Genomic DNA, 23,951 nt, shown 5'->3' with positions numbered 1-23,951 from the left:
GTCCAAAGAGTTTTTTGGCGGGGGCGTATAGGGGTTGGCGAGAGCTGTGCGGCTTCTGGCGAGGGGGGTTGCACGGGTTTGGCGGGCTATTTTTTATAAAAAGCCATTGCTCACATTAAATTGGCCATTGTTTTGGTATAGGTCGCCATACGCGAAGCAAAATAAAAAACAGCCACAACCAGGCATAAAACCTCGTCGTGACTGTTTTTTTATTTTTTGACCGGAAACTTTTCCATCGGTGGCATTTTCCCGAATATAATCCAGTACTGCGGGATGTAGCGGGCGGTAAACCGTACGACGACCCAACTGCAAATTCCAATCAGGATGAATGTCAGTATTTGCCAGCCATGGTATATGAGTGGCGTTCCAGAGTCATAGATGGCCCGAAACAACATCAGAAACAATGGGTGGATTAAGTAGATTCCGAATGATGTAGCGCCAATTTCCATAAAAATCATTTTCATTCTTGGAGTGAACTTTTTGTTTGCTATATGTGAAAGGTAGAACAATACCTGTCCGGCTATCAGTGCATGCATAGCCCATGTAAATTCACTCAAGTAGCTATTGACAGTATCCGGTAAAAAAGGCGCAACAGTCGCAAATGCCCCGATACGGACGAGATACATATAACCTGTATACAAAATTACGATTGCACCATAGCTAATGAATAAAGGAATAATTACTTTATCCTTAAACAATGGATCCTTCATTTTTGCTCTAATCTCATTATAATAGATTCCCAAATATGCTCCAATGAAATAGAATGATAGATAGGATAATGAAATAGATCCCTTTAATGTAATATGGAAATAATTTTTATTTAGAATAACCCATAACCACTGCAGCAATATCCCTATCCAGATCGCATTTTTTCTAAGAAATGGCGATTTTTTAAACATGATTAACAGCAATGGGAAAAGAATATACAATTGTACACTGATAAACACAAAATATAAATGCGGATGTGCCTTGCCTAATGCAGTCAATTCCACAAATCTGCTAAAGGCCGCTCCAATTGTCGGATAGTCATAATATACATACCATTTTAATACGAAATAAATAGCAGAAAATAGAATGTACGGAATTAATATATACTTTAATCGTTTCGTATAAAATCGCTTCATCAAATCCCATGATGTCTCTCTTGGATAATAATTATAGAATAAAACAAAGCTACTAAGCATGATAAACGTGGGTGTCCCCAGTTTACCAGCTATATTTAGAAAGTTATAAATAGGGAAGAGTAGAGAATCCGGCTCCGTACTGGTCACTCCACTTGAGGAGGAATGAACTACCATTACAGCTATGATGGCAAATGCACGAGCTAGCTGAATCTCGTCCAAACTATTCCTTTTCGTTAGATTTTTCATTTTATCACCATTTTTTTAAGTCATTAACTAGTATAGTTTATCATTATTACTTAGCTTTGTCAGGAGTATTTTTTTCCAAATCATTGATAGACTACGAGAACTACTTGTTAGTAAGTATTTATAGGCTACTGTATTTATAGTATGATAATACTATATTAGCCAATTATTATTGAGGAATCTAACTGCTATGCTCTTTAATTCATTCGAATTTATATTCGTTTTTTTGCCCGTTCCTCGTTATGTTTATTGGATATTTTCTATTAAATAATTTGCATCCTGTTGCAGGTAAGATAGGGCTTTTAATTGGTTCCTTGTTTTTCTACAACTGGTGGAATCCTGTATATTTATCCTGGAAGCGTCCCAAAAGATTTCATTGAATTTATGTGACAAAATCAATAGAATAAGAGGAAGTGGTTTTTATTTCTACACTTTCCGGAAACCTTATAGGAGGGTACATTTCTAGCTGCTCGTTCGATGTATTAAGGAAAATAACAACCTCCATACCTACTTCTACTTTATTAAAAATCTCTGTTTCAATACGATAATAAGCAAGATCCTCTTTCATCGAAATTACCTCTATTTCTTCTTTCGTTTTATTGGCTAACATTTCCCTATATAAATTCGCTGCTACTAAAATTTGGTTTCCAGGACTTTGTGTTTTTTCTATGACTAATCCTTCGATCACTAACACTGATTCTCCCGGTTTATTATGTTCCGTATTCTGGGGTTGATTCGTTTTCATAACTGTATCGCCTTCAGTTGTACCGTAACCAACGGATAAAAGAAATAGTATTCCTATAATAGAGCATAATTTTCCATATTTCATCTTATCTCCCCTTTAAACGGTTAGACGTATTTTTAAATAAAAAGTTACCTTATTATTATTGCAAAAAATAGTATAATGTGGGTCATGCCCAATTATCACTATTTTTATTTTTTCCTAATACATTTGTATAATCTTCCCTAACATATCTGCTTAAAGGTAAATAAAATAGTTAGTTTGGGAAATTATTAAAATATCAGATATGTATGTTTGATGTATTATTTGCTAACAATACAAAATAACCGTTAGAATTAGCTACTGCTTTTTCTAACGGTTATTTTCATTCATTATAAGATTATTTCTTTTCCTTGCTTACTTCCATCAAGCGGAGTAATGGTCGATATTTTTCACTTATTAATCCAGTTACTTCTACAATTAATTCCACAATTACTAATAATGCAAGAAGGAGTAAAGCCGATCCCCAAAGCGTGGCTCTAGTAAAAATAATTGCTGCAATGCTAAATAATCCACTCATCGCGTAAATTATGATAACTGATTGCTGATGTGTGAATCCCAATTTTATCAGACAATGATGCAAGTGAAACTTATCTGGGGCTGATAAAGGTTTCTTATGAATAATACGACGGATAATCGCAAACGTTGTATCCAGAATCGGTACACCCAAAATAATAATCGGTACAATCAAAGAGAATATCGCAACGTTCTTGAAGAGCCCCATCACGGCCAGTACACTAATCACATAACCAAGAAATAATGAACCGGTATCTCCCATAAAAATCTTCGCAGGGTAGAAGTTAAAAACCAAAAAACCAAGTGTACTCCCTAACATTATAAAACCTAGCAGTGCAACCAAAGGATTCCCCATGGAGATTGCCAATGCTGAGAATGTTAATAATACGATGGAAGAAACTCCTGCCGCAAGTCCATCCAATCCATCTATTAAATTAATAGCATTTGTTATTGCCACTATCCAAACTATTGTTAGCGGTACAGCCCATCCTCCGAACTGGATGATGTCGCCTGTAAACCATGTTATATATTCAATCTGAATTCCGCCAAGAACCGTGATGACTGCTGCAGCAATCTGCCCAGCTAGTTTAGTCTTGGCAGATAGCTCTTTAAGATCATCAATAATTCCAATTGTTACGATGATAATTGACCCTAGGAGAATTGGCCATGCTTCTATTGTTTCCGGAATGAAAATTAAGAAACCAATCAAAAAGCTTATAAACATTGCTAATCCACCAAGTCTAGGCATTAGCTTTTCATGAACTTTTCTTTCGTTTGGCTTATCAACAGCTCCGACTTTAATTGCTAGTTTTATAACGAGAGGTGTAATTAACATAGATGCAATAAAACAAATAGCTAAAGCAATATATACCATTTTTATCCTCCTACAGTAATTTAATCCCCAAATCGTTTGATACACTATTTATAGACGTTTAATAAACTAATTATGTTACATAGATTTATAGCAGAAGATTAATAACTTTAATATCCCATATGATTATATAAAACTATGATTAATAAATCAACTTAATTAGTAAAATGGTTCGTTTCAAAAGCCCGGAAGCAGACTAATCGTCCATTCCAGGCTATAACAGTTACCTATATAATATTACCTCGTTTTCTTTGCCACTAAACTCATTTAATAAACCTTGGGGTTATCCACAAACCCTTACGTATTTATCCTCCGGTTTCATTCTAAACAAAGCAACTGCTATTAAACCGGGAAGAAGCATGAAGTATAATGTTCTTTTAAAACCCTTTTTCCTCATCTACATCCCCACCTCCTGCCAATTAGGGATTGTATCAGGGTAAAAGATTGCCTGGTATTTTTCCAGCTCGTCCGTACCGATCAAAATGGACGGGAATTGATGCATCTGTTTCATTTGGTCAATCGTATTTACCGGCCAGACGGCGATTGGTATGTTCATCTCTTCGAATTTTTTTATATTTTCTTTTTTCAAACCACTGTATTGTATGGCATAGAAAGATATCTTTAAAGGTTTCAGAAATTCGCATTCCCGGGGGAGCAGTTCATTTGCCAATGGGCCTATCTGTAATTTTTTGGAGATGATTCTTAGTCTTGCGAGGGAGTGATGATTAAATGAAATGACATAAACCTGATCCAGCACATTCACTTTTTTTATGATTTCATAGACCTTTTCTTCCAGGCCATGATAAAATCCAGTCTGTTTCAATTCCACAAACACCTTCATGCGGTCCTTTGTCAGACGCAAAACTTCCTCGAGCGTCGGGATTCTTTCATCATGGTTAATCGTAAACTTCTGTAACTCCATGAAAGTATAATTTTTGATTTCGCCAAATCCATCTGTCATACGATCGATGGTAGCGTCCTTCATCACAACCGGAACGCCGTCTTTAGATAGATGAACATCAAGTTTGGTGTGCGAAAATCCTAAATCGATTGCTGCCTGAAAAGAAGATAATGTGTTTTCCGGATACTTTAGTGAATAACCTTGATGGGCTATACCTCGTATTGTCATTAAATCATCCCTTCTCATTTTTAGGAGAATCATATACCTTTTTATTATATATTATAGACAAAAATTATTAAGTCCAAGTGAATTTAACGTATGAACTTTGTAAATTAAGGAAAAACAGGTCCAACCTGATGGCTGGACCTGTTTTCGCCTTACTGTTCAATTGGAGTAAGCTTATTTTTTCCATTTTTGTGATGCTTGTTGTCACTCTGATTCCATTCGGAAGACCCTTTTATTTTACCGTTAAACTCGTAAACAGCAACTGTCCCTGAAACTTCATGTGTTGTCGCAAGCAGAGCATTTCCAGTAGGGCTTTGTTTTGCTCCAATGAATTGCAGACCTTCTGGAGAGACATCCCCTTTCACGTCTTCACTAAAGTCGCGACTGGAAATTAATTTCTTGAACTCTGGGCTAAGTGGGTTTGACAGATCGTAAACCATGATCCCGCTAAAACGTTCCAGTGCTATAAATGCATAGGTTGTCCCATCAATCTCACCGCTTACGACAGTTTCCGGCTCGGGTCCCTTGGCATCACTTCTGCCATCATATTTCAATTCATCATTATTTGTATTGAAGTGCTCGGGAAGTGCTTCTGCTGTAATTTTTTCAAAATCACTGCCACTGTCATAAACAAGCTCCACCGTATCCGCGTCAAAAATAGAAAAGCTGCGACCGCCGTATGTGTGCAGTGATTCATAAATGCCTTCATCATTTTTACCGTCTTCCAATGTAATATCTGTTTTGCCCAGCTCATCCAGAAGCCCACCTGCAACAGCCTCATCAAGCTCTTTCTGTGTATATCCTTCATAGTGGTCGGCATTCAGCTGGATCTGGCCTTTTATATCCTTGATGCTCGCTTCTTCCGAGTATGCATCATAATCACGTGCATCCCCTTCGTTTGGCGTCAGGATGTATGTTTTGCCATCTGCGGTGAATGTATCGATGGCATCAGGCATATAGAAGCCTAGAAGTGGCTGTTTTTCAATTTTTGTTTCATTATTGTCTTTTGCATCCAGTTCATTTCCCGGAACGGAATGATCTTTCACGCCCAAGCCTTTCACATCGAGGATTTCTTCATTTACCAAATCTACCGTTGCAATGGCATTGTTTTCCTGCAGAGATATGTATGCTGTTGTACTGTCATCGGTAACAGCTGCATATTCCGGTTCCAGCTGCTGTAAAGTTGTCCCTTCTGAGCCGATCCTTACTTTGTCATCCAGTTCCACCCCCTCAAAGGTCAGGTTGTTAGCTGTAAACTCAGCTGGATCACCTGTTACATCGATTATGGAAATCGAGCCTTCCGGGTCCACAGAGTAATCTTCGTCAGGTTCCCCTTCGTTTGCGACAACTGCTTTTGTACCATCCGGGGTAAATGTGACCATGTCAGGTAATGAGCCAACTTGTACATGGTTTACATATTCTCCATCTTTTGTAGCAAATACGATGTAGCCTGGGTCTGTTTTCGGATTGCTGACTACGGAAATTGCTATCAAATCCTTGTATGGATGTGATGCGATACTTGTAATATCGTCAATCCCCTCAATCCCGAAGTTCTCCAGTAAAATACGTTTTTCAGATGTAACTTCAGAGAATTTACCAGATTTAAGCTTTTTAAATGATAGAATATCAAATCCAGCTGCTGCCCCATTTGTAACGAAAGCCCGCTGCAATTCAGGATCATAGGCCATGATTTCCGTACCGCCTTCACCCAGGCCGCTATCATATTGTCCTACCTGTGAAGCTGTCAAATCCTCACCGGAAAATTGAAAAAGAGGTGGTTGTTCCGCAAAGACGTTGAATGGGATGGTACCTGTAAATAGAACAGTTGCTGTAGCGCCCGTAATGATCTTCTTTTTAAACGTCATTATGTAATCCCTCCTATTTTCTATGGTATTTAATAGTAATGTTACAGGAGGGATGTAAACTGGTTGTTGTGTTTTTGTAATTTTTTGATTAAGAACATTGATAGGTTGAACGTCTATGCTGCTTTTCAGAGATCGCTTAGTGGCTGGGGCTGACCCCTAGTTCAGTTTTCAATCTCTTAGTTCGATTTTGGAAGACCTAGGTTGAGCGCCTTAGCTTAGTTTGGGAGTGCCTAATTCCAGTTTCGCACCAACTATATGTTACGGCCAAAATCCAAGCCATCTCCACCAAGTGAAAGCAACGAGTATTGTAATAACTGTGCTTGCTATCGTTGAATATATTCCCGGTAATAAGAAGTCTCGCTGACTGATTTTACCACTGCTATAGACAACCACATTTGACATGGTTTCTACGATAAGAATATAACCAAGCAGAATAGTCACGGATGCCGCGAAGCTTATAACTACTGGGTCAAGACCAGCTTGTTGCGATAGACTGATTAGCACGGGCATGATTGTTACAACTGCAGTTGATACGTTGGTTACTCCTAAATGGTAGATTTGGGAAACAATGACTGCCATTGGAATTGCCAGCCAAGGGTTGGAAAAGACTTCTAACACAAAATCAGGTGTCACGAGAACCTCCAGGAGATCGATTGCACCTGACTCAATCAGTGCAAATCCTAAGGATAAGGTAGCGCCAATCAATAGCACCATATCAAAATTCACATCGATCATTTTTTTCCATTGCACAAATCCGATGCCAGGCATTGTCATTAAAACAACCGCTAGTAATGCTCCGAATGTAGGGTGATATCCATGGAATGGCTCTGTGACCCATATCAAAATCGTAAATCCGAGAATTCCCAAGCATTTCTTGTCCTCTATTGTATACGGTCCTATCTTTTGCAAATTTTCGTCCATCTCTTTTTGAAGCATATTAAATGAAAAACTCTCTGGCGGGAATAGTTTCCATAAAATAATTGGGACAACGAGCATCAGCAATAACCATATCGGTAATGCATATATAAACCATTGTACATAGGTAAGGGTTGTACCCAAATATAGCCGGAGAATCTCTACCGTCAATATATTTCCAACTGCAGCTGTCAAGATAGCAACACCACTGACATTCCCTCCGAAAGCTGTACTGAGGAGCAGCAATTTGCTGAAATTGGTTTCTTTTTTTGCACCGACTGCATCCAGTGCAGAAGAAACAAGTGGCATCATCAGTGATGTTCTTACGGCAGTGGAAGGGATAAAAAATGCTTGCACTTGCATTAGTGAAAATAGCGAGAGAAAGATTCCTTTGGCGGATTTCCCCCATTTTGACAGTAAACGATATGTAAGGCGGTCCATTAAATTTGTCTGATTGACGCCTGTTGCTATCATCATTCCTGCAATAATCAGAAGTACTGCCGGTGATGCAAATCCGCTAAGTGCCACTTCCATCTCTACAGATTGCAATAAGATCAATAATACGAGGACAAGCAGTGAAGTCATGCCAATCGGTATTGGCACAAATGCCCATAAAATAAGACCAAACATCATAATTCCGATTGTCGTTCTCGCTCCCCAGCTCACTTGCTCCGGCAAAAAATAGATAATGGAAATCAACAGAATTGTGGCGCAGAGCATGATAACCATTTGATTGGAAATTAATTTTTTTAGCTTTTTCCTTCTATACATTTTCATAACCTTCTTCAGCAATATGATACATACGCATATAAATGGAAATACAGCACAATTAAATTATGCTGTATTCCTGAATCTACATCGAACTGACTTCTTGCTGTGTCACATTTTGAGGAGGATCCGATTTCTTCAAAAACTTTTGGATGACCATTGCGATGATAATAACTGTAATCCCTGCAAAATCAGATGCTAAACCTGACACCATAAAGAAAAGTGCTCCTATTAAAAGAATGGCACGCACATAGATTGGTGCTTTTCTTCCAAAAAACCAGCCTTGTACAGATGCTGCCAGCAGATAGATACCTACAAGTGCTGTAACAACTGCAAGACCAATCGCAACCGCAGAATCGCTTAACAGGAGTAATTCCGGACTGTAGAAGAACATAAATGGAACGATAAACGCTGCAAGGCCAATTTGGAATGCTGTTACACTTGTTTTCATCGGATTGGTTCCCGTTATGCCTGCCGCTGCAAAGGCCGCCAATGCAACTGGTGGCGTGATTGCTGAGATTACTGCATAGTAGAATACAAACATATGCGCCAGGATTGGCTCCATTCCCATACCGACTAATCCAGGAGCGACAACAGATGCTGCTACAGCATATGCGGCAGTTGTAGGCATTCCCATCCCCAGAATAATGGATAATGCCATCGCAAACAGCAATGCTAAAAACATATTATTATCTGCAATGGAAAGCAGCATCGAGCTGAATCGTTGGCCTACCCCTGTAAGTGCAATTACGCCTACGATAAAACCAGCACAAGCAACAATTGCAATTAGCTGCAAAGCATTCTTCATCCCCAGTTCCAATGCTTCCAGGATATTTTTGAAACTCATGCGTGTTTCTTTACTGAATAAGCTGATAACGAAGCATGCAATGATACCGATTGTACCAGCATAAATGACGCTAAATCCGCTTACCAATAGTCCGATAAGCAATAAAATCGGTATAAACAGGTAAAGCTTTTTCAGGATATATTTCAGGTCTGGCAGCTGCTCCCTTTTCAATCCTTTTAGTCCCTCTTTGATTGCTTTAAAATCAATCATGAAATAGATGGAAATGAAATATAACAACGCGGGAATGGTTGCAGCTAAAATGATTTCTGAATACGGCATTCCCGTAATCTCGGCCATAAGAAAGGCACCCGCACCCATGATTGGAGGCAATAACTGACCACCTGCGGACGCTGTCGCTTCTGTCGCTGCCGCAAAACGCGGGTTATAGCCTGTCTTTTTCATCAGTGGGATTGTTAAAGAACCAGTCGCAACAACATTTCCTGCTGAGGTACCATTGATCATTCCCATAAGCCCTGATGAGAAAACCGCTACTTTGGCAGGACCACCACGCATTCCACCTGCCACCCGGAAGGCTACATTCATAAAGTATTGCCCTACACCAGACATTTGCAGAAAGGCACCAAAAATAATGAAGAGAATAATGTATTTAGAGGATACATCCGTTGTTACACCGAACACCCCGTCCAGTCCATAGATATACGTTACAAAGCGTTCAAAAGAATATCCATTATGGTTCAGAAAACCTGGCAGCCAAGGTCCTAAAAACACATAGGCAGAGAAGATGAACGCTAGAATCGGGAGAATCCAGCCGCTTGTTCTTCTAGTAATCTCCAATACCAGCAATAAGCCTAGTGTTGCTACAATAACGTCCATTGTTGTCGGTGCTACACCAAAGCGGAAAACCAATTGATTTAAATTGGCATAAATATAATAACCGACAAAAATCGCCGCGAAAATAAAAATCCAGTCCAGGATAGTAATTTTATTCGAATCTGTTTTCCACCCTTTATAGAGCAATAATGCCAGTACCGTTCCAAAGAGCAGATGAGTACTTCTGAATATCCATGGATCGATAGGGTTTAAATTCAAGATGTATAGATGATACAATGCCCCGACAACCGCAATGGTCATAAACGTATATCGCATCCAGCCTGACAGATTTCTAGTGTTGGGTGACGCTTCCAGTGCATCCTCATTCACTGTCGTATCAATTTTTCCATCTCTATTCACTTTCGGTTCTTTCACATGTTCTTCTGCCCTATTATTGTCAGCCACTCTTTTGGAGTTATTTTCTTTGTTCGACATGTTTTATCCTCCCGATGAAATCAAATCTAAAGTTGAATAGATTCCTGAAGGAGAATCTATTCAACTTTGAAACATCCCCCTTCTATCTGCAACGCTTACTCGCTTGCTTCCGCTTCATACTCTTCTGGATATAATTCTTCAGGAATATCAATGCCTATTTCCTCGTAGTAACGGATTGCCCCTGGGTGCAATGGGAACTGGGTATTTTTCAATATCGCTTCTGGATCTTTCGCTTCTTCAGCAGATGCATGTGTGTTAATCATTTGATCAATATTTTCGTGGTACATTTTCACAAAGTCATATACAAAGTCGGTATTTGCTTCTTTTTGGACCACACCAAAGTTAAATTGTGCAATCGTTTCGATATCGCCCTCTTGCTGCTGGTACGTTCCATCAGGAATCACAAATTCCTGGAAATATGGAAGCTCTTCGATTACCTTATCGCGGTTTTCGCCGTCAATCCCGTAAATATTGATGTCTTCTTGTGTTTCAACTTCAACTACTGCCGATATTGGAATACCCGCTGAGAATCCGATATGTTTTAATTGACCATCGAGCATTTGCGAAACCATATCACTCGCACCCGCTTGCACCTGGTCTCCTGTTTCAATCCCTAATGTTTTATAAATAAGTGGGTTATATGTTCCAGGAGTCCCACCGGAAGGCCCTACACCAACACGTTCTCCTTCATGTTCTTCGATACTTGTAACACCTGTAGATGCCAGTGACCACCAGTTAAAAGGTGTGTTGTACATCGGGAAAATCACTCGAATGTCTTTATATTCCTTCTCTGCCCAGTCTCCTGATGCATTATATCCCTCGTAAAGCGGCCCTTCCGTCACCATTCCTAATTGGATATCACCTTGGTCAAGCAATTGGATATTGTGGACAGGTCCCCCTGTTACTTCAACATTGGATGTGATATCTAAATGTTCTTCCAGCATGTTCGCAAAGCCGCCACCCCAAATATAATAGGTTCCACCTTGTGATGCTGTTCCGATTGTGACTGTGCTTGGGTATTCATCTTCTTGGAAATCTCCTGATTCAGCATCGGAAGAATTTTCATCTCCACCGCCACATGCCGTAAGTAACCCTAGAAAAAGTGCTGCCATTATAAGAAACCAATATTTTTTCATCGTCTTTCCTCCTCGTAAAATTTAAATCAATATTTTTATTTAAACGCTTTCATTAATAGGAACGTGGCATTTTTAGCACATGCTCCCCAATGTAGGATAAGATTAAATTGTTGTTTACAGGTGCAACCTGATACATGCGGGTTTCGCGAAATTTACGTTCAATATCATACTGATCGACAAATCCGTTTCCGCCATACGTATTTATACAGGCATTCCCTGCTTCCCAGCTTGCTTCGCTGGATAGAAACTTTGCAGTGTTTGCTTCTTCTCCACAATTTTCGCCTGTATCAAACTTTTTCGCAGCTTCGTAGCGCAGGAGATCTGCCGCTTTTACTTTTGTATAGGCTTGTGCAATCGGAAATTGTACCCCTTGATTTTGACCAATTTTCCGATTAAAAACTTCCCGGTTGCTTGCATACTCAACTGCACGGTCGATAAAGAAATATCCGTCTCCGATTGTTTCAGCTGCAAGCAGAATCCGTTCGGCATTCATTCCGTCCAATACATATTTAAATCCTTTTCCTTCTTCCCCAATAACACTGTCTTCAGGTATTTCCATATCTTTGTACCAAATCTTATTTGTAGCATAGTTAAACATCGTACGAACGGGTTCGACAACCAATGAGTCGGGTTGATTTTTGCGAATCTCACGTAAATCTACGAGGAATAATGTAATACCTTGGGATTTTTTCTCCACTTCTTCAAAAGGTGTTGTACGTGCCAGCAGCAATAATAAATCGGATTGTTGAATTCGGCTTGTCCAGTTTTTATGACCATTTACAACATAGCCACTCTTTGTATTTTCCGCAAATGTGCTGATTGCTGTTGTATTGGAGCCGGCATCGGGCTCTGTTATGGAAAATGCCTGTAATCGAATCTCTCCGTTGGCAATGCCAGGTAAATATTTTTGCTTTTGCTCTTCACTTCCGTGCCGTAAAAGCGATCCCATCGTATACATCTGTGCGTGACATGCTGCTGCGTGTCCTCCAGAACGGTGAATTTCTTCTAAGATGATTGTTGCTTCTGTCAGTCCATAGCCTTTTCCACCATATTCTTCAGGAATGAGTACAGATAAATAACCAGCTTCGGTTAACGCGTCAACAAACCCATGGGGATATTCTCGGCCCGGATCGAGTCGTCTCCAATAGTCATTACCAAAGGAATTACACAATGCTCGGATTTCTTGTCTCAACCCTTCTCTTTCTTCCTCACTTAATGTAATTGGTCCCTTTACAGGTTGCAGTCTATTCATGATACCTCTCCCTACCTTTATATGATTTTTATAGCCCAATTATTAACTTTGCTTGAAGTTTGCTTGTGATTCCTTATACCAATCTCCTCCTTTATGATCATTCACCACAATACAAGGGAAATTTTCCACTTCTATTTTACGTATTGCCTCTGTTCCAAGGTCTTCATATGCAATAAGCTCCGAGGATTTTATCTTTTGGGCAAGAAGCGCTCCTGATCCACCAATCGCAGCGAAATAGACGGCGTTATTTTCGGCAATCGAGTCAATGACCTTCTTGCTTCGATACCCTTTACCAATCATTCCTTTTAAGCCTTCCTGCAGAAGTCTTGGTGTATATTTATCCATCCGGCTGCTTGTTGTCGGACCGGCAGATCCAATAACCGCCCCCGGCTTCGCTGGCGTTGGACCGACGTAGTATATCGCTTGGTTTGTTAGATCAATCGGGAGTGCTTCCCCTTTTTCCAGCTGTTCTACCATCCGCTTATGGGCGGCATCCCTTGCCGTAAAAATCGTTCCAGTTAAAAATACTTGATCGCCAGCACGTAATTCCAGTTCCACCCCATCTTCAAAAGGGACACGTATATAATGTTGAGCCATGTTAGACCTCCTTACAATCTCACATGCTTATGACGGCTGGCATGACAGTTCAGATTGACCGCTACAGGTAATGCTGCAATATGGCATGGGGCTGTTTCAATCTTGATATCCAGTGCTGTCGTGGTCCCACCCATTCCTTGTGGCCCGATTCCCAATTTATTTATCTCTATGATCATTTCTTCTTCCAATGCTGCTATATCAGGCTGCACATGCCTTTCACCAACTGGACGGAAGAGAGATTTTTTTGCTAAGTATGCACAGGACTCAAAGTTTCCTCCAATACCCACCCCAACGACAAGTGGTGGACATGCGTTTGGCCCAGCTTCCCTCACCGTGTTTAAGATGAACTCCTTAACCCCTTCCAACCCATCGCTTGGAGTGAGCATTTTCAGTGCGCTCATATTCTCCGCACCACCGCCTTTAGCGGTCATTTGTATTTCTAAATCTTCACCTTCCACTAATTCAACATGGATTACGGATGGTGTGTTGTCACCTGTATTTTTGCGATTGATTGGGTCATCAACAATCGAGTATCTTAAATAACCTTCTTCATACCCTGTTCTTACTCCCTCGTTAATTGCATCCTGAAGGGAGCCGCCAGTGATATGACAATCCTGACCGAGTTTAACGATAAATACCGATACACCTGTATCCTGACACATTGGCACCCTGTTTGCGGTCGCAATATTTGCATTGTCAATTAACTGATTCAGAATACTTTTCCCAGCCTCAGATGTTTCTGTTTTCACAGAATCCTCAAATGCCTGGATCACATCTTGACCAAGGTCATAGTTAGCTTCCTGGCAAAGCCTTGCCACTTCCTCGACGATCTTTTCGTAGGTTATTTGTTTCATGCCACCATCCTCACTTACCTTGAATTTTCTTTCTCAAGCACTTTTTCAAGTAATGTATTTTTTTCTTTTGGTGCATGATCCTTTTTATAAATCATGAATGTACGTTTAAACGTTATGACTATATCTCCTTTTTGGTTATAGCCAGATGTCTTTACTTTTACAATCCCAACGATTGGTCGTGATTTGGATTCCCGTTTTTCCAATACCTCTGAATAAGAGTAAATGGTATCCCCTTCAAATACAGGATTTGGCAATCGAACCTCATCCCAGCCAAGGTTTGCCATCGCATTTTGTGATAGATCTGAAACAGACTGCCCGGTAACAAGTGCAATTGTGAACGTCGAATCCACTAATGGCTGCCCGAATTCGGTCTGCTCTGAATAATAACTGTCAAAGTGTATTGGATTGGTATTTTGTGTCAGCAGTGTCATATAGATGTTATCCGTCTTCGTAACCGTTCTTCCTAGTGGATGCGAATATATATCTCCCATTTCAAAATCCTCATAAAAACGGCCTACCCAGCCTTCTCGAATACTCATCATTTTCCTCCTATTTGTTTATGGTACTTACTTCCATACCTATTTCTTTTAAAATTTGATTTGTGTGCTCTCCAAGTGCTGGTACAGGATTCATTACATTCTCAACGCCTGCCATTGTTACAGGAGGCTTGAGTGCCTGAATTTCACCTGCTGGCGTAGCAATTTTCTTCCAACGGTTTCTTGCTTTTAATTGAGGATGGTCGAAAAAGTCTTTCATCGTGTTTAAACGCGCATTTGCGATTTTAGAAGATTCTACTCTCTCGATGACTTCATCAGATGTGAGTGAAGCGAATTGTGCTTCTATTATCTGTTTTAGTTCCCGGCGGTTTTCAGAACGCTTGGAATTACTTTCAAAACGAGAATCTGTTGCAAGGGATGGATTTTTTAGTACGTTCTCGCAAAAATGTTTCCATTCCCTTTCATTCTGCAGACCAATGAATACGGTTTTTCCATCTCCACATTGAAATGGTCCATATGGATAGATGGTCGAATGACTTGCACCTGCACGCTTTGGTTCGTTTCCTCCATATGCCGCATAATAGGCTGGGTAACCCATCCACTCTCCTAATGCTTCAAGCATGGAAACTTCCATGACTGTTCCTTTACCAGTTTTTGAACGATTCATGATTGCCGTTAATATTCCAGTGTAGGTGTACATCCCTGCTGCAATATCTGCAATGGAAATTCCAGCTTTTGATGGTGTTTCTTCTGTTCCGGTGATGGATACGAGACCTGCTTCACATTGGACAAGGAGATCATACGCTTTCTTCTGTTCGTATGGTCCACCCTTTCCATATCCAGAAAGGCTGCAGACAATTAATTTGGGATGTTTTTCAACTAACTCTTCTGGTATAAACCCCATTCTTTCTAATGCCCCAGGTGCCAAGTTTTGTACGAATACATCTGCCTTTTCCAGCAAACGACGCAATGCTCTTTTGCCATCCTCTGATTTCAGATCCAATGCAATCGATTCTTTTGATCTGTTACACCATACAAAGTGACTGGATAACCCGTTGACCGTTGTATCATAATCTCTTGCAAAGTCTCCAGCACCTGGTCGTTCGACTTTAATTACGCGTGCACCTAAGTCCGCAAGCTGCCTTGTTGCAAATGGCACGGCAATGGCTTGCTCTAAAGATACGACTGTCACTCCTTCTAAAGGTAACAAACGATCCCTCCTCCACTATATTTAAACGCTTACATTTTCTAGTAATCTTTTGGCACGCTCTGCCACAGGGACGTCAATCATCTTTCCATCTACCTGAATGGCCCCAATCCCATTCTGCTGCGATGCTTCGTATGCTTCGACAATTTTTCTTGCTTTACGTAGCTCTGATTCGGTAGGTAAAAATATATTGTTTACAGCTTCCAACTGTTTTGGGTGGATAATCAGTTTTCCTTGAAACCCTAGACTTTTTGCTACATTCGTAGCCTTTTGAAGTCCATCCTGATGATGGATATCTGTATACACCCCATCAATCGGCGGCTGAATCCCTGCTGCGTTTGAGAACATTACCAGATTCGAGCGTGCCATCAGAAGTGCATTCCCTTCGTCTTTAGGAATACTCATATCCAGCATGAAGTCTTCCGCTCCGAATGCCAGTGCTTCAATTCGGTCACTCGCTTTGGCAATTTCATATGCATGATGCATACCTTTTCCGGTTTCAATCAAGGGGATTAGCGAAATGCTACCAGCCTTTACGTCATTCCTTGCTTCGAACTGTGCTATCAAGTAGTCCACAAGCTGAATATCCTCTTTACCATTCACTTTAGGAATGACCAGACCATCCAGCTTTTGCGATACAACAGCTGAGATGTCATCCAGGAAGTATGGACTGTTTATCTCGTTTACACGGACAAATTTCCTTGCCTTTGTTTCTAATTCATTAATCGCTTTTTTAATTTTATGACGTGCCCCTTCTTTTTCTTCAGAAGCCACACTGTCTTCTAGATCAAAAATAATGTTATCTGCTGACAGTGTCGGTGCTTTATCGATATGTTTCGTTTGATTTCCAGGTATGAAAATCCATGTTCGATTCATGGAAGACCTCCTTTTTGAAAACTTGAAATGCCAGTTGCACATATGGAAGCAAGAAAGGTTTATGCATTTTACTTGTCTATGGGAGGGGTTTTTAACACGTCCCCCTAATAATGGATATTGTAGATTGGATACAATATTATCTTAATAGATTCACATTAATTTGTAAACTAAATATTTCAATTAATTTATTTGTTTTATTTTTTCTGAATAAATTACATGCGATCAGTTTATGAAAGTAGCGTTCTAACCCTTGTTTTCTTCCTTCATAAACTTGATTAGTTCCTTGCCTGTTCTTTTTATATGGTACTCCAGTTCTTCCCTTGCCTTTTTAATATTCTTGCTGCTTATTGCTTCCAGAATTTTTTCGTGTTCCATATTTGATTTCTCTATCTGCCCGGGAATAATATGGGGCGTATCTTGTGCGAGCCCATGGGAAATCGTCTCCATGAAACTTTTTAGTCGATCACTATCACATCCACTATATAACAAAGAGTGAAAACGACGATTCAAATCCACATATGTTTCTTTATCTGTTGTCTTTAACATTTGAATATGCATTTCGTTTAAAGCTCTAACATTTTCCTCATTTAAATTCGGAATGCTTTTTTTCAACACGAGCGATTCAATTACAGAACGCAATTCATATATTTCTTCAACATCCTCAACAGTTATGGACCTTACCACAGCCCCCTTATGAGGTTCCAATGTAACGAGTCCCTCTAATTCCAGTGTTTTTAATGCTTCCCGTACTGGCATTCTGCTGACGCCAATTTGTTCTGCGAGTTCTGTTTGAACAAGTCTTTCTCCAGGTTTAAAAACACCCTTCAGAATGGCTTGCCGTAAAATACTGCTCACCGAATTCGGCAGCATTTCTCTGTTTCCTAATCGTAAATTCATCTCTTCTGCCATATTAATTACTCCATTCCCGTTTGTTTCTGTCTACGTTTGTTATGAATGATTACTTGTCGTGGTTGCCTCTGTTCCTGCAAATAGTTCGTTTAAGTTTGACTGGCTTTCAAGTTCCATAATTTTTCCTGCTAAACCGTCGCGATCCACTTCAGACCAAGGTAAAGCTAAGCGATGAAACTTTTCAAGTAAATCCGCTTTTGTTACCGGGTTCTCCGGGTCACCTCTTGGAAAATCTGTTTCAACTTCAATGATCTCCCCATCTTTTAAACGGATTTCTACTTTTGCTCCCCATTTTTCTGGATATGCCTGTTGGATATCGGCTCCAACCTCCACTTTCACTCGTTTCATCAGATCACGAATTTCATGATCCCATAAGCTATCTTCATTAAAAGCATGAAGTCCACCTTCCCCTTTTATAAGGGCAAGTGCTGTACAATATTGCAAACTAAATTTAGCAGCATATTCGGTTTGTGGATTGTCATTATCTGTAATGTCAATCGCAACTTGGTATGTCTTAACTGTAACCACTTCAATATCAGAAGCTTTTACATCTGCCTGTCTGGAAACTTCAATCATCAAGTCCATCGCATGATGGGTATGTCGACAGGAAGCATGTACTTTAAAGGAGTTTTCCATAATTTTATACGTACTACCAATGCCTTCAGTCACTTTTGATATATCATAGGTTTCACTCATCGCCTCAAAAAAGCCTCTTTTGCCTTCCAATATTTGGCTTGCTGCTGTAAAGTCTTTTTCGGCTAATAGTGCACTGATTACACCATTCATTGCTGCTTTCCCTGGATGCAATTGTTTTGACATTGCTCCATCTTCAATAAATTCCCATAGACCTGCAGCTTGAGTCCCCGCACTGCCTAATGCATGGACAATTTGTTCCTTTGTAAGGTTCAAAAGTTTGGCTACTGCCGCTGCTGCTCCAAAAGTACCGCATGTCGCAGTATTGTGCCAGTAATAGTAGTGTGATGGTGTCACTGCCTCTCCTATTCGATAGCATACTTCATATCCTGCGATTACAGCTGTGATCAGCTCTTTACCGGTTAACTTCTTCCATTCAGAAACAGCGAGTGCAGCTGGAATCACAACTGTTGCTGCGTGGATAATGGACGCTTTATGAATATCGTCCTGCTCTACCATGTGACTTGCAGAACCATTTAGTAAGGCAGCCTGCATGGCGGAAGACTTGCCACCGGTGATTATAGACGCCTGTGGGGAGCCACCCATTTCATTTACGAGCGCATCGATTTTTTTAATTGGTTCCTTTGTCGAACCCGCAATCGCTGAACCGAAATAGTCCAGAATGCACAGCTTTGTGAACTCGATGACTTCTTCGGGAAGAGCCTCATAATCGGTCTGTATGATATAATCCGCTAATTTTTCACTAAGGTTCATTGAATCACTCCTTTATGAATATATAAATTTAGTATATTGGATTCAATAGCCAATGTCTAGACTTATCCGAAAATTATAAATAAATTTTCAGCTCTGCTTTTAAATACAGTAAATTTGGTTCTTTACCCATTAGTACAGCAAAAAGATATTGAACATCTTGAAAAAAAACAGCCGGTACTTTTTGGGAGCACCGGCTGTTTGTAACTTGCTTAGTTATTGCCTTTTTTCTCACTTTTTCCTTTTCCCTTGGGACCCTGAACTGTTTCCATTGTCAGATTACCTGCATAGTCAATAACTTGTACCCTTACAGTCTGACTTGGATGGATATCCGTCAGTTCCATTTCATATTCATTAATAATCGCCTCTTCGGAAATAGGTTCACCATCCACAAATACTTGCCATGAAACAATTCCGCTTCCAGCTTCATCCGTTACTTGCAAATAAACCTCTTGTTGTTCACGGTTAATCTCAGCTTCTACTACCGGTGCTGTGGTATCGACCAATACCGGTAATTGGAATGACTGCCATTCCGCCCCTTTAAAGTCGATTACCGCTTCCACCTCGAGGTAATACTGTCCTTCTCGGGCCGGTTGACCATCGATTGTTCCATCCCACGTCCAATCGGGATCCAGTTTATAGTAGCTTGCACTACCAGAATCGTAATAGTCTTTTCTCAAAAACTCCTCGTTTGCTATCATCTCAACGACGTTTTCATTTTCATCGAGGACATTGAAATTAGCTTCCTTCGCATTTCTCAGGAATGACAGAATTAACAGTGAATCATCCTGCACACCGTCTCCATTTGGAGAGATTGCTATTTTCGAAGGATCATAGGCTTCTGCTGCTTCATCATAACCTAGGAACCCATAGTTGTCTCCGCCAAGAGATGTCCCTACGCCTGTCATGCCATAAAACGTATTCGGATCCCACATTGGTGTATCAAAAATTGGTGCAGCGTCCCATGCGCCTTTGAAGCCAACATATGGAACGGTCAGTTTTGGATTTGTATCAGATGGATCTGTCAGCGTTACAAAACCTTCCAGCCAGTATCCGTTTGTGAATATGCTGTTCAGGTCAGCATCCCAGTCACTGACATCGAGGCTTACTTCGAATGATGTTGTCCCGTTTGCCGGCACTTCGACAGTGCTTACAGATTCACCGTTTATGGTTGCAACATCAACTAAATCTAATGCTCCAAATAAATTCGGGGCACTTACCATTATCCCTGCGTTAACCGGGGTATCTGTCTGCGCATTAGCTTGTACGTCATAAGTAACTGCTTCATCGGAAAAATTTTCTGCAGTAAGCTCAAATGTCACTTCGTTATCGGTTACTTCTTTTAAAGCTACTTTTGCTTCATTTGTTGATGACTCTGTAACGACTACTGGCGTTGATAATGCTGCATGAATTTGCATCATACCGGCACCTTGGCGTCGTGGCGATACGAGCGCCCCATCAAATTCTACCTGATCTGCAGTATTCATCAATAGATTTTTAGTCAGGTTAACGCGATCCGCATTTTCATAGCCGAACTCTTCATCGACACGTTGCAATACTAATGTACCACCACCTGAAACGTGTGGAGCAGCCATTGATGTACCGCTCATCAGTCCGTACTGATCATCATTTAGTGTGGAGAGGATCTGTCCGCCCGGTGCTGTGATTTCCGGTTTGAAATCAAGGTTTGGTGTCAACCCCCATGAGGTGAAGCTACTCATTTTTCCAGCTTCAGGATTGGTGATTGTTGTTTGATCCCCAGCAAATTCCAATGTCACTGCCTGTCCATCCTGAATCGCTGCTGCAAGTGCTTCACCATCGCTTTTTAGCATAAACAGCTGTGGAATCGTAATTGCTGAATCTGTTGCCATGCTTACCAGACCATCTGTATTGTTATAGATGATTACACCTGCTGCACCGGCATCTTGAGCGTTGAGTGTTTTATCAACGAAAGGTATTGCGCCACGCTGGATTAGGGCATATTTTCCCTCTATATCAAGTCCTTCAAAGTCTTCTGGATATCCTAGGCCTGCTTCTACCACTTCAAAGGATTTCTGTTCGATATCATTCGGATGTGTGCTGCTTGCAGAAAGGAATGCAGCCACTCCTGTTTCTCCATCGATTGCATATTCAACTGCATCCGCTTCCATAAACGTATTTTCATAAGAAGCTACTTGCAGTGATTCATAGGATACACCTGGTGAACCACTTACCCCGTAATCAGGATTGGATGCATACGGATAAAAGTATCCATCGGCAAACAATGCAGAGTTACCAGCAGAGATGGACATTAATACGCCATTATCCACTGCATTGGCAACTGCCACCTGTTCTGGCGATTCTGGATCGACAAATCCTGATGCTGAACCAAGGCTCATGTTCAGCACATCTGCTCCAAGTTTCATGGCATCATCAATGGCTTTAATATAGATATCGCCATACGTGTACTGCATTTCTGGATCATTTCCGAATACTTTCAATGCCAAAAGTTGTGCTTCCGGTGCGATCCCTAAAATACCGCCATTTTCTTCATCACCATTTGCTGCAACCGTTCCACCAACATGCATACCATGATAGTTTGCCGCAGAGTGGATTTCACGGATTTCGTCATTATCATCCATATAGTTGTAGCCATACGGGACTTTTTCCGTATAAAACTGGCCTGGAAGTTCTTCCTCACCGACAATTTGATTCACTTCTTCTTCCGTAAGTTCACCTGTACCATTGTCTGTAAGAACCATATCGCGGTGGGCAGGGTCAATACCAGTATCGATGATTCCGACTACCATGCCTTCCCCTTTATAGCCATAGTCACGCCAAGCTTGCTGGGCTTCTACAAGCTCTTTACTGTACTTCATATTCGGTTCGGCAATCGGGCGTTCGTATTGGTTTACAGGATAAACACCTTTTACTTCAGGGATGGATTCGATTACTTCAATATCCCCCTGTTTTACTTCGGCACTAAAGGCGTTCACTACCGCCGTAAATTCTTCCAGATATTCCGCTTCCACTTTTTTGCCTTTCATTTGATCTTTAACTGCTTTCTGCTGAGCTTTTGCCGCTCTTTCTAGCCGCATCTTTTCTGCTTTTTCCATTTTGTCATATTTTACGCCTTTTTTGGTCGCTTTCTCTACTGGAGCTTCTTCATTCATCTCGACGATAACCCGCAATTTTTCATTGGGATCTGTTGTTTCCTTTATCTCTTCAGTAACCAGATTTTCTTTCTTCTGCAGTGGTGCGTTTGTTACCATTGCACCAGCAAAAGAGAAATTACTAAAAACCAATAGAATCGCTACTAGTAAGACTCCCACTCTTTTCTGCATAACCTTCCCCCTAAATTTTAATAGATTGCATTCCCCTGAATAGAAAGTATTCTATGTCTGAACTCTATGAGACTTAATATTCAGATATATTATTATAATATAGAAAATTTTCCCAGTAAAACAGTGTAATAAGACATAGGTCAAAAGAGGTGCCTGTCACTCCCCGAAATTTGTCGAAAAAAATAAGACTTCCTATTTGAAGGAAGTCTTATTGAGTCTTTGGGCGTATAGAAACTTTTGCCTTTTGCCGGGGCGAGATGACGGGGCGTTGGCGATCCGAATCCAGGAAATAATATGGAGAATCCGATGAAAACACCGGGCTATCGGACAATTCTCCGCCGGAATCCGACAATTGTCATCGTGCATTCAGCAATTGCCATCAACTATCCGACAAATCGTTGCATTTCACGTAACCGTGCAATAGTTTCCACGTTGAAATCAGGCAGGGCATGGGCATTAAGATCTCTTTTTTTCAGAACGACTCATTTTCTTTTTCAATTTCTTTTTCAGTTTCCTTAGTGTTCCGACGACTGGACGTTTGCCGCCCTTTACAAGTCCGGCAAGCTCAGCGAAAACATGGAGTATAAATAATACAATAACAGTGATTAGAAGTGATGTTGATATATTGGTATCTATAATCGAGAATACTACAGCAAGTCCTCCGAAAAGTGCACTGAACAAGTAAATAACTAAAACTGTTTTCCGATGGCTATATCCATGTTCTATCAGTTGATAATGCAAGTGTTTTTTATCAGCAGTCATAATACCTTCATTATTATAAGCACGTCTTACCATTGCGGAGAGCGTATCAAAGATCGGTACAGCCAGGACGATGATAGGAATGATAAAGCTAAACAGTGTATGGTTTTTAAATAATCCAAGAATAGAAATTACCGCTACCATAAAACCCAAAAAGTTAGAACCTGCATCACCCATATAAATTTTAGCTGGATAAAAGTTATGATATAAAAATCCAAGATTTGCACCTATTAAAACAATTGATAAATACGCTACGAGTGATTCGGCATCAATCATTGCGATGATAAAAATGCTTATTAAAGCGATAGTGGAAACCCCTGTAGCAAGCCCATCCAGGCCGTCAATTAGATTAATTGCATTTGTTATGCCAACAACCCATATAACAGTTATAAATACACTGAAAAATCCAAGTTCAATGGCTCCCAATAGAGGTAATGTAATTTTTTCAATAATTATACCTGAACCTACTAATATTGTAGCTGCAGCTAGTTGACCGGTTAATTTTACAATCGGTTTAAGATTATATAAATCATCCAGTAAACCAGTTACTACAATTATAATCGCTCCTATTAGTATAGGTATTAACTGCGGGTGGCTTGGATTTAAATATAATCCACCAAGTAGTGCTCCAAGGAAAATAGCAATTCCACCTATTCTTGGTGTGATTTTAGTATGAATTTTACGATGATTGGGTTTATCTACTGCACCAATTTTTATCGCAAATGTTTTTACCGGATATGTTAAGAGCAATGATGCAATCAATGCTACAAGAAAAGCAATCGATAAATCTATAAAATTAGACATAATATTCTCCT

At 40.3% G+C, this 23,951-nt stretch carries 18 protein-coding genes; all 18 read right to left on the bottom strand.

The window, feature by feature from the left end; all coding sequences use genetic code 11:
- Positions 1–209 precede the first annotated feature (209 nt).
- Positions 210–1,370: an acyltransferase gene (locus A4245_RS13115; RefSeq protein WP_067728639.1), complete on the bottom strand. Its 1,161-nt coding sequence runs from the start codon at positions 1,368–1,370 to the stop codon at positions 210–212.
- A 379-nt stretch (positions 1,371–1,749) separates the two neighbouring features.
- Complete coding sequence (locus A4245_RS13110) at positions 1,750–2,196, bottom strand: hypothetical protein (protein ID WP_067728637.1); 447 nt, start codon at positions 2,194–2,196, stop codon at positions 1,750–1,752.
- Positions 2,197–2,488: 292 nt separating this feature from the next.
- Entirely contained in the window at positions 2,489–3,538 is a 1,050-nt protein-coding gene (locus tag A4245_RS13105; protein ID WP_067728635.1) for a glycosyltransferase family 4 protein, read from the bottom strand.
- Positions 3,539–3,932: 394 nt separating this feature from the next.
- Complete coding sequence (locus tag A4245_RS13100; RefSeq protein ID WP_067728633.1) at positions 3,933–4,664, bottom strand: glycerophosphodiester phosphodiesterase; 732 nt, start codon at positions 4,662–4,664, stop codon at positions 3,933–3,935.
- A gap of 149 nt (positions 4,665–4,813) precedes the next feature.
- Positions 4,814–6,526, bottom strand: coding sequence for a choice-of-anchor I family protein (locus A4245_RS13095; RefSeq protein WP_067728631.1), 1,713 nt, complete (start codon positions 6,524–6,526; stop codon positions 4,814–4,816).
- Positions 6,527–6,784: 258 nt separating this feature from the next.
- Complete coding sequence (locus A4245_RS13090) at positions 6,785–8,212, bottom strand: SLC13 family permease (RefSeq protein ID WP_067728629.1); 1,428 nt, start codon at positions 8,210–8,212, stop codon at positions 6,785–6,787.
- A gap of 82 nt (positions 8,213–8,294) precedes the next feature.
- Entirely contained in the window at positions 8,295–10,322 is a 2,028-nt protein-coding gene (locus A4245_RS13085; protein WP_067728627.1) for a TRAP transporter permease, read from the bottom strand.
- A 95-nt stretch (positions 10,323–10,417) separates the two neighbouring features.
- Positions 10,418–11,458: a TAXI family TRAP transporter solute-binding subunit gene (locus A4245_RS13080; protein WP_067728625.1), complete on the bottom strand. Its 1,041-nt coding sequence runs from the start codon at positions 11,456–11,458 to the stop codon at positions 10,418–10,420.
- A 52-nt stretch (positions 11,459–11,510) separates the two neighbouring features.
- Complete coding sequence (locus tag A4245_RS13075; protein WP_084268792.1) at positions 11,511–12,710, bottom strand: acyl-CoA dehydrogenase family protein; 1,200 nt, start codon at positions 12,708–12,710, stop codon at positions 11,511–11,513.
- Positions 12,711–12,752: 42 nt separating this feature from the next.
- Positions 12,753–13,307, bottom strand: coding sequence for a Fe-S-containing hydro-lyase (locus A4245_RS13070; RefSeq protein ID WP_067728623.1), 555 nt, complete (start codon positions 13,305–13,307; stop codon positions 12,753–12,755).
- Positions 13,308–13,318: 11 nt separating this feature from the next.
- Positions 13,319–14,161: a fumarate hydratase gene (locus A4245_RS13065; protein WP_067728621.1), complete on the bottom strand. Its 843-nt coding sequence runs from the start codon at positions 14,159–14,161 to the stop codon at positions 13,319–13,321.
- A 14-nt stretch (positions 14,162–14,175) separates the two neighbouring features.
- Entirely contained in the window at positions 14,176–14,700 is a 525-nt protein-coding gene (locus A4245_RS13060) for a MaoC family dehydratase (RefSeq protein ID WP_067728619.1), read from the bottom strand.
- A 10-nt stretch (positions 14,701–14,710) separates the two neighbouring features.
- Positions 14,711–15,868, bottom strand: a complete 1,158-nt coding sequence (locus A4245_RS13055; protein ID WP_067728617.1) for a CaiB/BaiF CoA transferase family protein — start codon at positions 15,866–15,868, stop codon at positions 14,711–14,713.
- 21 nt (positions 15,869–15,889) lie between these two features.
- Positions 15,890–16,741, bottom strand: a complete 852-nt coding sequence (locus A4245_RS13050; protein WP_067728615.1) for an HpcH/HpaI aldolase/citrate lyase family protein — start codon at positions 16,739–16,741, stop codon at positions 15,890–15,892.
- Between the two features lie 243 nt (positions 16,742–16,984).
- Positions 16,985–17,650: a GntR family transcriptional regulator gene (locus tag A4245_RS13045; protein WP_067728613.1), complete on the bottom strand. Its 666-nt coding sequence runs from the start codon at positions 17,648–17,650 to the stop codon at positions 16,985–16,987.
- A 39-nt stretch (positions 17,651–17,689) separates the two neighbouring features.
- Positions 17,690–19,057, bottom strand: coding sequence for an MmgE/PrpD family protein (locus A4245_RS13040; protein WP_067728611.1), 1,368 nt, complete (start codon positions 19,055–19,057; stop codon positions 17,690–17,692).
- A 209-nt stretch (positions 19,058–19,266) separates the two neighbouring features.
- Entirely contained in the window at positions 19,267–22,377 is a 3,111-nt protein-coding gene (locus A4245_RS13035; RefSeq protein WP_067728607.1) for a S8 family serine peptidase, read from the bottom strand.
- 456 nt (positions 22,378–22,833) lie between these two features.
- Positions 22,834–23,940 carry a glycosyltransferase family 4 protein gene (locus A4245_RS13030; RefSeq protein WP_067728605.1) on the bottom strand — a complete coding sequence of 369 codons (1,107 nt, stop codon included), beginning with the start codon at positions 23,938–23,940 and terminating at the stop codon, positions 22,834–22,836.
- Positions 23,941–23,951: the final 11 nt, after the last annotated feature.

It is taken from the genome of Oceanobacillus damuensis (assembly GCF_001618145.1).
In the GTDB taxonomy this organism is placed as follows: domain Bacteria; phylum Bacillota; class Bacilli; order Bacillales; family Amphibacillaceae; genus Oceanobacillus; species Oceanobacillus damuensis.
Note: the sequence above shows the minus strand (reverse complement) of the source record. Positions and strands in the feature narration are given on the sequence as shown.

What these genes read in the sequence shown, in the direction of transcription:
- A4245_RS13115 (WP_067728639.1), bottom strand. Translation starts at nt 1,370, where the DNA reads ATGAAAAATCTAACGAAAAGGAATAGTTTGGACGAGATTCAGCTAGCT.
- A4245_RS13110 (WP_067728637.1), bottom strand. Translation starts at nt 2,196, where the DNA reads ATGAAATATGGAAAATTATGCTCTATTATAGGAATACTATTTCTTTTA.
- A4245_RS13105 (WP_067728635.1), bottom strand. Translation starts at nt 3,538, where the DNA reads ATGGTATATATTGCTTTAGCTATTTGTTTTATTGCATCTATGTTAATT.
- A4245_RS13100 (WP_067728633.1), bottom strand. Translation starts at nt 4,664, where the DNA reads ATGACAATACGAGGTATAGCCCATCAAGGTTATTCACTAAAGTATCCG.
- A4245_RS13095 (WP_067728631.1), bottom strand. Translation starts at nt 6,526, where the DNA reads ATGACGTTTAAAAAGAAGATCATTACGGGCGCTACAGCAACTGTTCTA.
- A4245_RS13090 (WP_067728629.1), bottom strand. Translation starts at nt 8,212, where the DNA reads ATGTATAGAAGGAAAAAGCTAAAAAAATTAATTTCCAATCAAATGGTT.
- A4245_RS13085 (WP_067728627.1), bottom strand. Translation starts at nt 10,322, where the DNA reads ATGTCGAACAAAGAAAATAACTCCAAAAGAGTGGCTGACAATAATAGG.
- A4245_RS13080 (WP_067728625.1), bottom strand. Translation starts at nt 11,458, where the DNA reads ATGAAAAAATATTGGTTTCTTATAATGGCAGCACTTTTTCTAGGGTTA.
- A4245_RS13075 (WP_084268792.1), bottom strand. Translation starts at nt 12,710, where the DNA reads ATGAATAGACTGCAACCTGTAAAGGGACCAATTACATTAAGTGAGGAA.
- A4245_RS13070 (WP_067728623.1), bottom strand. Translation starts at nt 13,307, where the DNA reads ATGGCTCAACATTATATACGTGTCCCTTTTGAAGATGGGGTGGAACTG.
- A4245_RS13065 (WP_067728621.1), bottom strand. Translation starts at nt 14,161, where the DNA reads ATGAAACAAATAACCTACGAAAAGATCGTCGAGGAAGTGGCAAGGCTT.
- A4245_RS13060 (WP_067728619.1), bottom strand. Translation starts at nt 14,700, where the DNA reads ATGAGTATTCGAGAAGGCTGGGTAGGCCGTTTTTATGAGGATTTTGAA.
- A4245_RS13050 (WP_067728615.1), bottom strand. Translation starts at nt 16,741, where the DNA reads ATGAATCGAACATGGATTTTCATACCTGGAAATCAAACGAAACATATC.
- A4245_RS13045 (WP_067728613.1), bottom strand. Translation starts at nt 17,650, where the DNA reads ATGGCAGAAGAGATGAATTTACGATTAGGAAACAGAGAAATGCTGCCG.
- A4245_RS13040 (WP_067728611.1), bottom strand. Translation starts at nt 19,057, where the DNA reads ATGAACCTTAGTGAAAAATTAGCGGATTATATCATACAGACCGATTAT.
- A4245_RS13035 (WP_067728607.1), bottom strand. Translation starts at nt 22,377, where the DNA reads ATGCAGAAAAGAGTGGGAGTCTTACTAGTAGCGATTCTATTGGTTTTT.
- A4245_RS13030 (WP_067728605.1), bottom strand. Translation starts at nt 23,940, where the DNA reads ATGTCTAATTTTATAGATTTATCGATTGCTTTTCTTGTAGCATTGATT.